Raw genomic sequence first — 16024 nt, 5'->3', positions numbered from 1 at the left:
AGGCGGGCCCTGTCCGTCGTTCCGCGCGGTTATCGCTTCGTGTAGATCGCGACCGTGCGGGCCGGGATCGTGAAGGTTCCGGTGGTTCTGTCGTAGGTGGCGGTTCTGACGATCGGGTCGGAGCCGGTGGACTGGATCGGGTGGAGGGCGTAGGGGGTGCCGGTGAGGGCGGGGACTCGCTGGGTCCGGGCGGTGGTCGTGGCGTTGAAGACGACGACCAGGTCGCCGAGGCGCATCGTGATGACACCCGGGGTCTCGTCCTGGCCCGACAGCGGGAAGGAGAGCCGGTCCTGGACCTGGGCCGCTGAGGTCAGGGCGAAGGCCGGTTCCGTGGAGCGGATCCTGAGCAGGTCCTGGTAGGCGGCGGAGGCGCCGGTGATCTCGGCGCAGCCGGGGTGCAGCGCGGGTGAGGTGAGCAGCGGCTTGGCGAACGGCCACTTGGACTGGTTGTCGGCGGCCGGCGGGAGGCCGCGGCCGAAGCCGTTGCCGGTGGCGCAGTCCCAGTGGATGGCGTTGAACCAGTCACCGGAGTCGAAGGAGTTGCGGTCCAGGGACTTGGAGCGCAGCAGGTCGCTGCCCGCCTGGTAGAGCGCCGGGCCCTGGGAGAGCATGGCGGTCGATTCGGCGAGCACCTGCATCCTGGCCCGGTCGGCGGCCGTCGTGGCGGCCGGGAGCTTGAAGGCGAGGGCGTCGTACAGCGATTCGTTGTCGTGCGCGTCGACGTAGGCGAGGGCGTCGCCCGGTGCCGCCGCGTATCCGGCGGGCCGGCCGTTGTAGTCGACCTCGGAGCCGTGCACCTGCTTGCCTGCGGAGTCGGTGAAGGTGAACGCGCTCAGGTTGCCGGTGAGCCCGACCTTGATGAGGTCCTGGTAGTGCAGCAGCCGGGTCTTCTGCTCGGCGGTGGTGCCGTTGGCGGTCGAGGAGTTGGGGTCGGTGTAGAGGCCGCTGGCGAAGCCCTGCACGCCGGGGTCGGCGTCGAACGGGCTGCCGCCGCGTACGGCGTCGCGGGCCCGGTCGCTGAAGGTGGCGATGCCGGTGCCGGCCATGTTGGCCTGGGTGGCCTGCTCGAAGCGGGCGTTGTCGGCGACCTCGCCGAAGTTCCAGCCCTCGCCGTACATGATGATCTTCTTGCCGTCGACGCCGTCCTTGGCGAGCGTCAGCGCGTCCAGCGCCTTGCGGACGGCGAGGATGTTCGCCTTCGGGTGGTGGCCCATCAGGTCGAAGCGGAAGCCGTCGACCTTGTACTCCTTCGCCCAGGTGACGAGGGAGTCGACGACCAGCTTGCCCATCATCGCGTTCTCCGGCGCGGTGTTGGAGCAGCAGGTGGAGTTGGCGACCGAGCCGTCCGGCATCAGCCGCTGGTAGTAGCCGGGCACGATCTTGTCGAGGACCGAGGTGTCGGCCTGGCCGGAGGCGGAGGTGTGGTTGTAGACCACGTCCATCACCACCCGCAGCCCCGCGTTGTTCAGGCCCTGCACCATCTGCCGGAACTCGGTGGTGCGGCCGGCGCCGTCCGGGTCGGTGGCGTAGGAGCCCTCGGGGACCGTGTAGTGGTACGGGTCGTAGCCCCAGTTGTAGGCGTCCTTGGCCGCGGCCTTGGCCACGCACTCCTGCTGCTTCTCGGAGTCGGCCGGGAAGGAGGCGAGGTCGCAGTCCGGGACCGCCTGGTCGGCGGTCTTCTCCGGGACGGTCGCGAAGTCGAACGCGGGCAGCAGGTGCACATAGTCCGTGCCGGCCTTCGCCAGCGCGCGCAGATGCGTCATGCCCGCCGAACCGGGAACCGTGAAGGCGGTGTACTTGCCGCGCTGCGCGGCCGGGACGGTGGTGTCCGCGACCGAGAAGTCACGGATGTGCAGCTCCTGGATCTGCGCCTGGGCCAGCGGCACCGCCGCCGGTTTGGCCTGCCGCTGCCAGCCCTTGGGGGCGAGCTTCGGGTCGGCCAGGTCGACGAGGAGGCTGCGGGCGGAGTCGGCGGTCAGGGCGACCGAGTACGGGTCGGTCACCAGGTTGGTGACCAGCTTCTGGACGCTCGGCGCCCAGACGGTGACCGCGTACCGGTACGGCTTGCCCGTCCAGTCGCGGCCGCCGGTCACCGACCAGACGCCGCTGCCGGCGTCGCGCCGCATGGGGACGGTCCTGCCGTCGATCTCCACCGCGACGCTGTGCGCGGTGGGCGCCCAGACCGACAGGGCGGGCCGGCCGTGGTCGAAGACCGGGCCGAGCGCCGCGCGCTGCGCCTTCGCGGCGTACAGGTCGTCGAGCACCCCCTGCGTCTGCACACCGGTGGCGGCGAGCAGCGCCCCGTTCGCGGCGCGCTGGGTGGCGATGAGCTGGCCGGGCAGCGCGGCACCGATCCGGTCCCGGTCGCGTGGGTCGACGGTGAAGGCCGCGTACTCCTTGAGCTGCGGGTACTTCGCCTTCTGGGCGGCGGTCAGGCCGCCGGCGACCGGTGACAGCCGCAGCCAGTGGCCCTCGTCGGACAGGGCGCCGTCCTTGACGGTGATGCCGCCGTCGGGGGCGTAGACGAGCTGCTGGCTGGCGGAGGCGCTCGCGTCGGTGTGCCAGGCGACGGTGTCGCGGTCGATCCACTGCGCCTGCGCCTTGCTCAGGTCGAGGTCTCCGCCCGTGCCCTTGGGCTGCGGGAGCAGGTACTTCTGCGTGCCGGCCAACAGCCACACCTCATGCCCGCTGGAGGCGAGGTCCAGGGACTGGTCGGAGGGCAGGTCCTTGGCGTCGCCGTTGTGAAGGATGTAGCTCAGCGAGGTGGCACCCGGGGCGAGCGGCACCTCGTACACGGCACCATAGGCGTCGATCCGGGTCGGCTGGAGCGGCTTGGTCCAGTCGGTGGGCGTGGCGGCGCCGGTCCAGGTGTGCAGGCCCCAGTGGGCGTAGTCGCCGTCGGCGCGCTGGTAGTGCAGGACGGCCTTGGTGGTGTCCTGCGGCGGGTAGGCGCCCGTGGGCGGCGCGTTCAGCACCTCGGTGCTGCCCTGCTTGATCCACACCTCGCCGGTCTTCGTGAGGTCGACGGACCGGTCCGCGTCGGTGTCCTTGACGCCGTTCTTGTCGACGGCGATGAAGCCGACGCTGGACGCGCCCGGCTTGAGCTTGACGTAGGCGAAGGCGCCGTAGGCGTCGCGCCCGGAGAAGGGCTTGCCGCCCGGCCAGGTGGTGCCCTCGCCGTCGGCGATGTCGCCCCAGGTGTACAGGCCCCAGTCGGTGTAGTCGCCGTCGGTGCGCTGGTAGTGCACGACCGCGTAGTCGCGGGAGACGGCGCTGGGCGGCGTCGGCCGGACCGGTGCGCCGCTGGTGGTGGCGGCGGTCGCGCTGCTGATGTGGCCTGCGGAGTCGGTGACCACCGCCTTGTAGCGCAGGGCGGTCCCGGCGGGGACGGCCGCGTCGAGCGCCTTGGTGACGGTGTAGGGCGCGTGGTCGGCGGAGCCGAGCACCTGCCACTTGGCGTTGCCGACCTGGGCGGCGAAGACCACCCGGTCGAGCTGCCCGCCGGTCACGCCGGCGGAGATCTCTACGGTGCCGGTCGCGCCGGCGGCGGGGGCCCGCAGCGCGATCGACGGCCGGGTGGCCGGGGCGCCGAGTGGCTTGTCCGCCTTGTAGACGACGGTGGACAGCGCGGGGACGGTCACGGTGACCTTGCTGTCGCCGCCGCTGTGCAGGGTGCCGGTGGCGCCGTAGAGCGCGCGGAGGTCCGCCCCGGCCGCGCCGGTCGGCACCGCCACGGTCTTCGCCTCGGCCGCGTTGTTCACCGCGACCAGGTACTCGGTCCGCGCCTTCGGGTCCGTACGGGAGTACGCGTACACGCCCGCGCCGTCGGCCGCGTACCGCTCGGTCTGCACGCCGTCGCGCAGCGCCGGGTTCTCCTTGGTCAGCTTCGAGAGCGCGGCGATCGTCCGGTACAGCGGCGCCGCGGTGTCGTAGGCGTCGCTGGCGTGGGTGCGGTCGGTGCCCAGCTCGTCGTCGTCGAGGTAGTCGGCGACCTGGGAGGCGAACATGGTCTGCCGGGCGTCCTTGTCGCCGCCGGCCCCGGTGAAGCCCTGCTCGTCGCCGTAGTAGACGACGGGGTTGCCGCGGCTGAGGAACATCAGCTCGTTGGCGAGCTGGTCCCGCCGCACCAGCTCCGCGTCGGTGGCGCCGGGGTTGTCCTGCTTCAGGAACGTCCCGATCCGGCCCATGTCGTGGTTGCCGAGGAACGTCACCGACTCGTAGGCGTTGGCCTTGTCGGTGGTGTACCGGTAGTCCTGCGCGAACAGGCCGGACAGCTTGGCCGCGGAGCCGCCCTGGGAGGCGTAGGAGCGGGCGGCGTCCTGGAACGGGAAGTCCAGGGTCGCGTCGAGCCGGCCCTGGGTGACGTAGGGCGAGGTGATCGCCGTGTCGGCGGAGTAGACCTCGCCGAACATGAAGAAGTTCTTCCGGCCGTGCTGGGCGGCGTACGTGTCCAGCGCGGTGGCCCACTGGGTCCAGAACGGCAGGTCGACGTGTTTGACGGTGTCGATCCGGAAGCCGTCGATCGCGAAGTCCTTGACCCACTTCTCGTAGATCTTCGCCATGCCCTGGACGACCTCGGGACGTTCGGTCCACAGGTCGTCGAGGCCGGAGAAGTCGCCCTGGTCGGTGCTCTCCCCGGCGTAGGTGGAGTCGCCACGGTTGTGGTACATCGCCGGGTCGTTGAGCCAGGCCGGCACCTTGAGGTTCTTCTTCTCCGGCGCCACGACGGGGGTCCGCGGGAAGGAGTCGGCGTCGACCGCCGGGAAGTCCTTGCCCGCTGCGGCCGTGGCGTGGTCGGAGTCGTCGAAGGGCGTGCCGTCCTTGCTCAGGTACGGGAACGCGCCCTTGGAGAGGTAGGAGTACGCCTTCTCCTTGTAGTCCACGACGTCGGCGGTGTGGTTGGTGATGACATCGAAGAAGATCTTCATGCCCTTGGCGTGGGCGGCGGCGATGAGCTTCTTCAGGTCGTCGTTGGTCCCGAAGTGCGGGTCGACCTGGGTGAAGTCGGTGATCCAGTAGCCGTGGTAGCCGGCCGACGCGTCCTTACCGGTGCCCTGCACGGGCTGGTTCTTGAAGATCGGCGCCATCCAGATGGCGGTGGTGCCGAGCCCCTTGATGTAGTCGAGCTTCCCGGTCAGGCCCTTGAGGTCGCCGCCCTGGTAGAAGCCCTTGTCGGTGGGGTCGTAGCCGGTGACCAGCCGGGAGCCGGTGAGCCCGCCGGTGTCGTTGCGGGTGTCGCCGTTGGCGAAGCGGTCCGGCAGGACGAAGTAGAACTGCTCACGCGTGAGGTCGTGGCGGGCCGGCTGGGCGGCGAGCGCCGCGTCGGACGGCGGGGCGGGTGGCGCGGCGGCCAGGGCGGGCACGGCGGCCGGCACGGTGGCCAGCAGCAGCGCCGACACCACCGTCGCTGCCACACGTCGTATGCGTGCGGGTACGGACACGGGCGGGTCTCCTCGATACGGAAAGCTCGTGCCGGGGCACTACGCGCCGAGTCCCGCGGCCGCCCGGCAGCACCGCCGGGCGCTGCGGACGCTATCGCTGCCCGCTCCTTGCAGCAAGACCTTGCAACGGACTTCTTCAGGCCCTGGGCCTGCACCGGACATCCGCAGGTAACGGGGATGTCACATTCGGCAGACCCTGCGGAAACTTTCTTGCAGGCTCTTTCGCAAGGTCTTACATCGCTGTTACGTTCCTGCCCAGCCCGAGCAGCCGCACAGCACAAGCGGCGCGCATCACCCACTCCAGGGTGAACCGGGTTTTACCCTCACCAAGGAGACAGGTATGCGACGCGGCATATCCGCCGTGGCGATGGCCGCGGCCATCGTTCTCGGAGCCACCGCCTGTGGCGGCAGCAGCGACAACAAGAGCACCGGGGACGCGGCGAAGGACCCGGCCGGAGTTTCCGGGGACATCACGTACTGGGACACCTCGGACGCCACCAACGAGGCGCCTGTCTACCAGAGCCTGATCAAGGACTTCATGGCGAAGTACCCGAAGATCAAGGTCAAGTACGTCAACGTCCCGTTCTCCGACGTGGAGAACAAGTTCAAGACGGCGGCGCAGAGCGGCAAGGGCGCCCCCGACGTGGTCCGGGCCGATGTCGGCCTGATCCCGGAGTACGCCTCCAACCACTACATCGCCCCGCTGGACGGCACCGCCGCCCTCAAGGACACCGGCGACTTCACGCAGGGCCCGCTCAACACCACCAAGTACGAGGGCAAGACCTACGGGGTCCCGTCGGTCACCGACACCCTGGGCCTGCTGTACAACAAGGAGCTCTTCGCCAAGGCCGGCATCACCAAGCCGCCGACCACGTGGGACGAGTTCATCTCCGTCTCGAAGACGATCAAGGACAAGACCGGGGTCACCGGCACCTACGTCAACCCGGACACGTACTTCCTGATGCCGCTGCTCTTCGGCGAGGGCACCGACCTCGCCGACGCGGCCGCCAAGAAGATCACGATCAACTCGCCGGAGGCCGTCAAGGCGGTCACCAAGGCCAAGGAGATCTACGACACCTCCTCGGCGAAGGTCGACTTCGCCAGCGCCTACGACAACATGCAGACCTCGTTCAAGAACGGCAAGGTCGCCATGCTGATCCAGGGCCCCTGGTCGGTCAGTGACGACATCAGCGGCTCGGCCTTCAAGGGCAAGGAGTCGAACCTCGGCTACGCCCCGGTCCCGGCCGGCTCCACCGGCAAGCCGCAGGCGCCGACCGGCGGTCACGACCTCGCGGTCTACCAGGGTTCCAAGAACCTGGACGCCAGCTACCTGTTCACCGAGTTCATGACCTCCTCGGCCAGCCAGGTCACGATCGCGACCAAGACCGGCACCCTGCCGACCCGCACCTCGGCCTACACCCCCGCGGTGACCGCCGACCCGAAGATCGCCGGCTTCAAGAGCATCATGGACACCGCCCGCCCGCGGGTGGCACTCGCCCAGGTCGGCAGCCTCTTCACCCCGCTCCAGCAGCAGTACGTGAAGATCCTGCAGGGCCAGGTCTCGGTCCAGGCCGGACTGGACGCGGCGGCCTCCGAGTTCGCCACGCTCCTGCCGGGCTTCACCAAGTAGCCCAGCGGCACCAGACTCCGGTCCGGTCGGCCGGGGCCCCTGTCCTCCTCCTGGGAGGGCCGGGGCCCACGCGCCCGGCCGTCCGGGCCGGGCCGGACGCGCGGCCCCGGGGAACGAGCCACCCCGCCCGCCCCGTTCCGAGGGGCGCTCCGGGGCCGCGACACCACTCGCACCATCATCCGTAATCGTGGAAAGAGCCGATGAGTGATGACCACCGCAACCATTGACAGGCAATCGCGCGGCACGGCCCCGCGCGCCGGCCTCATGACGTCTTTCAAGCGGTCGTGGGACAAGCACTGGTACGCCTGGGCCATGGTCGCCCCGGTGGTCATCGTGATCGGCGTCCTGGTGCTGTACCCGCTGGGTTACGGCGCCTATCTGTCGTTCACCAACGCCAACGAGATGACGGTCGCCAAGAACATCGGCCCCGTCCACATCCCGGCGTCGTACGACATCGTGGGCTTCGACAACTACTGGAAGATCATCTCCGGCCAGGACGGTGACTTCTACCCCCGGCTCATCTGGACCGTCACCTGGACGGTGACCTGCGTCGCCTTCACCTACGCCATCGGCATGGGGATGGCGCTGCTGCTCAACCGCCCGGTGCGGTTCCGGCTCTTCTACCGGCTGTCACTGATCCTGCCGTGGGCCATCCCGGCCTTCGTCAGCGTCTTCGCCTGGCGGCTGATGCTCAACTCGCAGTACGGCGTGTTCAACTCGATGATCACGCAGGTCGGACTGCCGGCCCAGGACTGGCTGGGCACCCCCTTCGCCCAGAAGGTCGCCGTCATCATGGTCAACGTCTGGGCGGGCGTACCCTTCATGATGGTCGCCCTGCTCGGCGGCATGCAGTCGGTTCCCCAGGAGCTCTACGAGGCCGCCGAGATGGACGGCGCCTCCCCCTGGCAGCGGTTCCTGAACATCACGCTGCCGGGCCTGCGCCCGGTCAGCAACACCGTGATCCTGCTCGGGGTGATCTGGACCTTCAACATGTTCCCGATCATCTTCCTGCTGCTGGGCCAGAACAACAGCGGGGACACCGACATCCTCGTGACCTACGCCTACCGCAAGGCGTTCACCGGGGTGTCCGACTACTCCGGGGCCGCGTCGTACGGCATGGTCATCCTCGCCATCCTGCTGGTCTTCTCCACCTTCTACCGCCGCTACCAGGCCAAGACCGAGCAGGCGTAAGGAGCCATGACGATGAGTGCAACAGCCCACACCGGCACCACGGGAAGCGCCGACCCGGCCCGCTCCGCCGCGAAGCCCGCCCGCCGTCCGGGCCGCCAGCGCGGCGAACGCGGCCGCGGCGCCTCGGTCGCCCTGCACACCACGCTCATGGTCGCCAGCGCGATCGCCATCTTCCCGGCGCTGTGGATCGCGTTCATCTCCTTCGGCCCGAAGAACGCGTGGACGGACCCGGGCGGCGTCCTCGACCACCTGAGCCTGCAGAACTACCGGAACATCCTGCACACCAACTTCCCGAAGTGGTTCCTCAACTCGGTGATCGTCGCGGCCGCGACGACCGTGCTGGGCGTCATGCTGTCGGCGAGCGCCGGCTACGCCATCTCGCGGATGAAGTTCCCCGGCCACAAGCAGCTGATGTGGACCTTCCTGACGACGCAGATGTTCCCGATGGCCGTGCTGATCGTGCCGCTGTACAACCTGCTCGGCACCCTCGGCCTCCTCGACAGCTACCTCGGTCTGATCGTCACCTACTGCACGATCTCGGTGCCGTTCTGCGCCTGGATGCTCAAGGGGTACTTCGACACCATCCCGCACGAGATCGACGAGGCGGGCCGGATCGACGGGCTCACCCCGTTCGGCACGTTCTGGCGGCTGATCCTGCCGCTGGCCCGGCCGGGACTGGCCGTCACCGCCTTCTACAGCTTCCTGACCGCCTGGGGCGAGGTCGCCTACGCGAGCCAGTTCATGAGCACCAACGAGAACTTCACGCTGGCGGCCGGCATCCGCACCCTCGCCACCGACCAGCGCGCGGACTGGGGTTCGCTGACCGCCGCCGCGGTGATCATCGCCATCCCGGCCGCCCTCGTCTTCTTCCTGGTCCAGCGCCACCTGGTCTCCGGCCTCACCGCCGGCGCCGCCAAGTCCTGATCCGTCCAGCGGCAACGCGCACACCCACGCCACCTGTCGTTCCCCGCACACATCAAGGGAATCCATGAGCCAGCACCTCACCGACGCGCCCCGCTCCGCCGCCGACAACGCCGCCGACGCCGGGCGCAGAGACTGGTGGCGTGACGCGGTGATCTACCAGGTCTACCCGCGCAGCTTCGCCGACGGCAACGGCGACGGGATGGGCGACCTGCCCGGGATCACCGCCCGGCTGCCCTACCTCCGGTCGCTCGGGGTGGACGCCGTGTGGCTGTCGCCGTTCTACGCCTCCCCGCAGGCCGACGGCGGCTACGACGTGGCGGACTACCGAGCCGTCGACCCGATGTTCGGCACCCTGACGGACGCCGACGACCTGGTGCGGGCCACCCACGCGCTGGATCTGCGGGTCATCGTGGACGTGGTCCCCAACCACTGCTCCGACCAGCACGAGTGGTTCAAGCAGGCGCTGCGCGAGGGCCCCGGTTCGCCGATCCGCGAGCGCTTCCACTTCCGCCCCGGCAAGGGTGCCAGTGGTGAACTCCCGCCAAACGACTGGGAGTCCATTTTCGGCGGACCGGCCTGGACGCGGACCGTAAACGCTGACGGCGCCCCCGGCGACTGGTACCTGCACCTGTTCGCCCCCGAGCAGCCGGACTTCAACTGGGACCACCCGGCCGTGCACGACGAGTTCCGCTCGATCCTGCGGTTCTGGCTGGACCTGGGCATCGACGGCTTCCGGATCGACGTCGCCCACGGCATGGTCAAGGCCGCGGGCCTGCCCGACATCGGCTCCCACGAGCAGCTGAAGCTGCTGGGCACCGCGTCGATGCCGTACTTCGACCAGGACGGCGTGCACGAGATCTACCGCAGCTGGCGCAAGATCCTGGACGAGTACGCGGGCGACCGGATCGCCGTCGCCGAGGCGTGGACGCCGACGGTCGAGCGCAGCGCCCTGTACCTGCGCCCCGACGAGCTGCACCAGGCGTTCAACTTCGAGTACCTGACGTCCGGTTGGGACGCCGCCGCGCTGCGCCGGGTCATCGACACCTCGCTGGCCGCGATGGGTTCGGTCGGCGCGCCCGCCACCTGGGTGCTGTCCAACCACGACGTGGTGCGGCACTCCACCCGCTTCGCCGACGGCGACCAGGCGCTCGGTCTGCGCCGGGCGCGGGCCGCGACCCTGCTGATGCTGGCGCTGCCCGGCTCCGCCTACCTGTACCAAGGCGAGGAGCTGGGCCTGCCCGAGGTCACCGACCTGCCGGACGAGGTGCGCCAGGACCCGGCGTTCTTCCGCAACGCCGGCCAGGACGGGACCCGTGACGGCTGCCGCGTACCGCTGCCGTGGTCGGGCACGACGGCGCCGTACGGCTTCGGCCCGGTCGAGGGCGGCCCCAGCTGGCTGCCGCAGCCCGACGCCTGGGCCGGCCTCAGCGTCGAGGCCCAGGAGGGCGACCCCGCCTCGACGCTGGAGTTCTACCGCGAGGCGCTGGCCGTCCGCCGCGAACACCCCGCCCTGGGCGCGGGTTCCGAGGTGACCTGGCTGGCGGCGCCGTCGGGTGTGCTGGCGTTCCGCCGGGACAGCGCCGAGGGTTCGTTCGTCTGCACCGCGAACGTCGGCGGAACCCCCGTCACGATCCCGGCGCCCGGCCGCGCGCTGCTCGCCGGAGCCGGTTTCACCGCGGACGGAGCGAACGCCGTCATCCCCGCGGACACCACGATTTGGTGGGCGATCTGACGTGGCTGCCATCCGTCCCCTAGCATCCGGTGCTGTGACCGCAAGGCTTGCTGACATCGCAACCCAGGCGGGTGTCAGCGAAGCAACGGTCAGCCGGGTCCTCAACGGCAAGCCCGGCGTATCCGCCACCACCCGTGAATCCGTGCTGGCCGCACTCGATCTGCTCGGCTACGAACGGCCGGTCCGGCTGCGGCAGCGCAGCGCGGGTCTGATCGGTCTGATCACCCCGGAGCTGGAGAACCCGATCTTTCCGGCGTTCGCACAGGTGATCGGTCAGGCGCTGACCCGCGACGGATACACCCCGCTGCTGGCCACCCAGACGCCGGGCGGCTCGACCGAGGACGAGCTGGTCGAGATGCTCGTGGAACGCGGCGTCGCCGGGATCATCTTCGTCTCCGGTCTGCACGCCGACTCCACCGCCGACACCGAGCGGTACGCCAGGCTGCACGGCCAGGGTGTGCCGTTCGTGCTGATCAACGGCTTCTCGGACAGGATCAAGGCGCCGTTCGTGTCCCCGGACGACCGGGGCGCGATGCGGCTGGCCGTCACCCATTTGGCGGCACTCGGACATGAGAAAATCGGACTGGCGGTCGGACCGAAGCGTTTCGTGCCGGTACTCCGCAAGATCCAGGGCTTCATCAGCAGCATGGAGGACGTGCTGGGCCTGACCGCCGAGCAGTCCGAACAACTGATCCAACACTCGCTGTACACGCTGGAGGGCGGCCAGGCGGCCGCGACGGCGCTCATCGCGTCCGGCTGCACCGCGATCGTCTGTGCGTCCGACATGATGGCACTGGGCGCCATCCGGGCCGCCCGGCAGCAGGGCCTGTCGGTGCCCGGAGACGTCTCCGTCGTGGGTTTCGACGATTCCCCGCTCATCGCCTTCACCGATCCGCCGCTCACCACCATCCGGCAGCCGGTGGCCGCCATGGGGCAGGCGGCGGTGCGGGCGCTGCTGGAGGAGATCGGCGGCACCCCTGCCCCGCACAGCGAATTCGTCTTCCTCCCGGAGCTGGTCGTACGCGGTTCGACGGCCGCGGTGCCCAGCAGCCAGGCACCGCCGCTGCTGGTCCAGCAGTCGGCCGGAAGGCATACATCGAATGCACAGGATCCGACCGGCGTCTGATCTGCGAGCTCGCGTGGGTCTGGCAGACTATTCCTCCATGGGGGAACCGACCGCGAAGATCCTGGCTGGCCGTACGGCCGCCCCGCCGCGCTCCATCGGTTCCGCTGATTCCGATGGAGCGCCGAGCGAGGGCCCTACGGCACCCCGCCATACCCTCGTGTCGAGGCTCCGCACCCCCCGCAGACCGCGTCTGTGGTTCGAGATCGCACTGATCGCGGTCAGTTACTGGGTGTATTCGCTCGTCCGGAACGCCGTCCCCGAGCAGCAGTCGGCGGCGATGCGGCACGCGAACTGGATCTGGAAGGTGGAGAACCACCTCGGGCTGGCCGTCGAACACAGCGTCAACCACGCCGTGAACTCGGTGACATGGCTCATCGTAGGGATGAACTACTACTACGCGACGCTGCACTTCATCATCACCATCGGCGTCCTGGTGTGGCTCTACCGCAAGCATCCGGGCCGCTACGGCCCGGCCCGCACGGTCCTCTTCATCACCACGGGTATCGCGCTGGTCGGCTTCTACTTCTATCCGCTCGCCCCACCCCGGCTGATGCACGGCATCGACTTCATCGACACGGTCAAGGCGCACCACACCTGGGGCTCGATGGCCTCCGGCGACCTGGCTCACGTGTCGAACCAGTACGCCGCGATGCCGTCCATGCACATCGGCTGGTCGCTGTGGTGCGGCATCACCGTCGCGATGCTCGCCCGGCCGCTGTGGGTGAGGGTGCTGGGCATGCTCTATCCGCTGGCGACCCTGGTCGTGATCATCTCGACGGCCAACCACTTCTGGCTCGACGCCATAGGGGGCGCCGTGTGCCTGGGCGCCGGCTTCGCGCTGGTCTACGCGGTCTACGGCCGCTTCGTCTACCACCTGCCCCGCTACCCGGCGACCGCCCGCCGCTGAGCTGTTTCCGCTGAGCCTGTTTCCGCGGCCGGCCGTCACACCTCGTAAGCCTCGTACCGTCACGCCTCGTACTCGTAGAAGAGCCGCTCGACGACCGCGCGGGCCCGCCGGGTCGTCCGGCGGTACTCCTCGACCATGTCGCCGACGTGGCCGGCCGAGTAGCCGAGGTAGCGGCCCACGGCGGCGAGCTCCCGGCCGTCGCCGGGGAACGTGTCCCCCGGGCGGCCGCGGACCAGCATCACCGCGTTGCGGACCCGGGTGGCCAGCACCCATGCCTCGTCGAGGACGGCCGCGTCGTCGGCGCCGACCAGACCGGCGGCGCGCAGGGCCTCGAGCGCCCGGCGGGTACGGGTGGTGCGCAGTTCCTTCCGCCGCCCGCCGTGCTGCATCTGCAGCAGCTGGACGGTCCACTCGACGTCGGAGAGCCCGCCGCGGCCGAGCTTGGCGTGCGTGGTGGGGTCGGCGCCGCGCGGCATCCGCTCGGACTCCATCCGGGCCTTGAGCCGCCGGATCTCGCGCACCGCGTCCTCGTCGAGCCCGTCCGCGGGGTACCGCAGCGGGTCGATCAGCTCGATGAAGCGTTCTCCGAGCCCCTGGTCCCCTGCCATGGGGTCGGCGCGCAGCAGCGCCTGGCTCTCCCAGCCCAGCGACCAGCGCCGGTAGTAGGCGGCGTACGAGCCGAGCGACCGCACCAGCGGGCCGCTCTTGCCCTCCGGGCGCAGATCCGCGTCCATGATCAGCGGCGGGTCGGCGGTGGGGATCTGCAGCAGCCGGCGCAGCTCGTTGGCGATCTTGAGGGCCTGTCCGGCGGCCCGGCCCTCCTCCGCGCCGTCGAGCGGTTCATGGACGAACATCACGTCGGCGTCCGAGCCGTACCCCTGTTCGCGCCCGCCGAAGCGGCCCATGCCGATGACGGCGAAGCGGGTCGCCAGGGGCCCGTCCGCCGCCTCGACGGCGTTCACGGCCGCCCGCAGGGCGCCCACGACAGTGGTGGCGTTGATGTCGGTGACGGCGGTGCCCACCTGGTCCACGTCCAGCTCGCCGATGACATCGGCCGCCGCCGTCCGGAACAGCTCGCGGCGCCGGACGCCGCGGACCGCGGTGACCGCCTGTTCGGGGGTTTCGGCGCGGCCGACCGCGGCCAGCACCTCCTGTTCGAGCGCCACCGCGGACCGCGGCCGCAGGCCCTCGGGGGCGCCGAGCAGGGCGACCGCCTCCGGGGCTCGCATCAGCAGGTCGGGGGCGAGCCGGCCGGAGGAGAGCACCCGGGCGAGATGCTCGGCGGCGGCGCCCTCGTCCCGCAGCAGCCGCAGGTACCAGGGGGTCTTGCCGAGCGCGTCGGAGACCTTGCGGAAGCCGAAGAGCCCGGCGTCCGGGTCGGCGGAGTCCCCGAACCAGCCGAGCAGGACCGGCAGCAGGGTGCGCTGGATGGCGGCCTTGCGGCTGACGCCGCTGGCCAGCGCCTCCAGATGACGGTAGGCCGCGGCCGGATCGGCGTACCCCAGCGCCTGCAGACGCTGCATCGCGGCGTTGTTGCTGAGCCGGGTCTCGACCGGTTCGAGCTGGGCGACCGCGTCGAGCAGCGGCCGGTAGAAGAGCTTCTCGTGCAGCCGGCGCACCTCGACGGCGTGCCGCTTCCACTCCCGGTTCAGCTCGGCGACGGGGTTGGCGCGAAAGCCCAGCGACCGGCCCAGGCGGCGCTGCCCGGCCTCGTCGTCCGGCACCAGATGGGTACGGCGCAGCCGGTACAGCTGGATGCGGTGCTCCATCAGCCGCAGGAAGCGGTAGGCGGCATCGAGCGAGGCGGCGTCCGCGCGGCCGACGTAACCACCGGCGGCGAGTTGGGCGAGCGCGGTGAGGGTGGTGCCGCTGCGCAGTGAGGAATCGGTTCTGCCGTGCACCAACTGCAGGAGCTGGACGGCGAACTCGACATCGCGCAGCCCGCCGGGACCGAGCTTCAGCTCCCGCTCGACGTGTGCGGCGGGGATGCCCTCCACGACGCGGCGGCGCATCTGCTGGACGTCGGTGACGAAGTGGTCGCGGTCGGCGGCCTGCCACACCATCGGCGAGAGCGCCTCGACGTACGCCAGGCCCAGGTCACGGTCGCCCGCCATCGGCCGGGCCTTGAGCAGCGCCTGGAACTCCCAGGTCTTTGCCCACCGCTTGTAGTACGCGACATGGCTGGAAAGCGTGCGTACCAGCGGGCCGTTCTTGCCTTCCGGCCGCAGGTTGGCGTCGACCGGCCAGATGGTGCCCTCTGCGGTGGTGTCGGAGCAGACCCGCATCATCCGGGCGGCCAGCCGCGTCGCGGCCCGCATCGCCCCGGCCTCCTCGGCGCCGTCGGCCGGTTCCGCCACGAAGATCACGTCGACGTCCGAGACGTAGTTCAGTTCATGGCCGCCGCACTTGCCCATGCCGATCACCGCGAGCCGGCACAGCGCCGCGTCCTCCGGTGCCTCGGCGGCGGCGATGGAGAGGGCCGCGCGCACGGTCGCGGTGGCCAGGTCGGCCAGCTCCGCGGCCGTCTGCACCAGGTCACTGGTGCCGCACACATCGCGGGCGGCGATCGCCAGCATGCAGCGGCGGTAGGCGGCGCGCAGCAGGTCGGGGTCGGTGGCGGAGGCCAGCCCGCGTTCGAACTCGGCGACGCCGGGGTGCAGGTCGGCGGACTCGTACGTCACCAGCGCGTGCCAGTCGCGCGGGTGCCGGGCGAGGTGGTCGCCGAGCGCCTCGGAGGCGCCGAGCACCCCGAGCAGCCGGTCGCGCAGCGGCTTGGCGCTGGTCAGGGTGTCGAGCAGGGTCCGCCGCTCGCCCTCGTCCAGCACCTCCACCAGCCGGACCAGGCCCAGCAGCGCCTGATCGGGGTCCGCCGTCGCGCCGAGCGCGTCCAGGAGCACCGGATCGGTCCGTACCGCGGTCAGCCCCGCGGCCTCCACCAGCACCTCGGCCGCCGCCGGATCGGTGAACCCGTGGCGCAGCAGCCGGGAGAACGTGCTGCTCCGGCGCCCCTGCGGCAGCGACATCTCGCCTCCGGTACGTCATGCCTGCGATCAAGGTCCCAGCTGAGCGTAAC

General features: G+C 70.4%; 8 protein-coding genes. 6 read left to right on the top strand and 2 right to left on the bottom strand.

Translation table 11 applies throughout. From position 1 onward, the window contains the following. Window positions 1-29: 29 nt before the first annotated feature. Entirely contained in the window at window positions 30-5441 is a 5412-nt protein-coding gene (gene pulA, locus C6N31_RS03875) for a pullulanase-type alpha-1,6-glucosidase (RefSeq protein WP_138353753.1), read from the bottom strand. A gap of 340 nt (window positions 5442-5781) precedes the next feature. On the opposite strand from pulA, the gene C6N31_RS03870 reads away from it, so the two are divergent. The 6 genes from C6N31_RS03870 (at window position 5782) to C6N31_RS03845 (ending at window position 12951) form a co-directional block, all read left to right on the top strand. After that, window positions 5782-7071 (top strand): extracellular solute-binding protein, encoded by a 1290-nt coding sequence (locus tag C6N31_RS03870; RefSeq protein WP_138353754.1) that lies wholly within the window; start codon window positions 5782-5784, stop codon window positions 7069-7071. 264 nt (window positions 7072-7335) lie between these two features. Further along, window positions 7336-8262, top strand: coding sequence for a carbohydrate ABC transporter permease (locus C6N31_RS03865; RefSeq protein ID WP_232484786.1), 927 nt, complete (start codon window positions 7336-7338; stop codon window positions 8260-8262). A gap of 12 nt (window positions 8263-8274) precedes the next feature. Next, window positions 8275-9186, top strand: coding sequence for a sugar ABC transporter permease (locus C6N31_RS03860; protein WP_138353756.1), 912 nt, complete (start codon window positions 8275-8277; stop codon window positions 9184-9186). 64 nt (window positions 9187-9250) lie between these two features. After that, window positions 9251-10918, top strand: coding sequence for a glycoside hydrolase family 13 protein (locus tag C6N31_RS03855; protein WP_198357134.1), 1668 nt, complete (start codon window positions 9251-9253; stop codon window positions 10916-10918). Between the two features lie 34 nt (window positions 10919-10952). After that, the gene (locus C6N31_RS03850) at window positions 10953-12044 is read left to right on the top strand and encodes a LacI family DNA-binding transcriptional regulator (protein ID WP_187144844.1); all 1092 of its coding nucleotides are present in this window, start codon (window positions 10953-10955) and stop codon (window positions 12042-12044) included. Window positions 12045-12081: 37 nt separating this feature from the next. Further along, a complete protein-coding gene (locus C6N31_RS03845) occupies window positions 12082-12951 on the top strand; it encodes a phosphatase PAP2 family protein (protein WP_164294734.1) in 870 nt (289 codons plus the stop codon). Window positions 12952-13010: 59 nt separating this feature from the next. Here the strand turns inward: C6N31_RS03845 and C6N31_RS03840 are convergent, their stop codons facing one another. Then, a complete protein-coding gene (locus C6N31_RS03840) occupies window positions 13011-15974 on the bottom strand; it encodes a bifunctional [glutamine synthetase] adenylyltransferase/[glutamine synthetase]-adenylyl-L-tyrosine phosphorylase (protein WP_138353760.1) in 2964 nt (987 codons plus the stop codon). Window positions 15975-16024: the final 50 nt, after the last annotated feature.

The organism is Streptomyces fildesensis (assembly GCF_016107395.1).
In the GTDB taxonomy this organism is placed as follows: domain Bacteria; phylum Actinomycetota; class Actinomycetes; order Streptomycetales; family Streptomycetaceae; genus Actinacidiphila; species Actinacidiphila fildesensis.
Note: the sequence above shows the minus strand (reverse complement) of the source record. Positions and strands in the feature narration are given on the sequence as shown.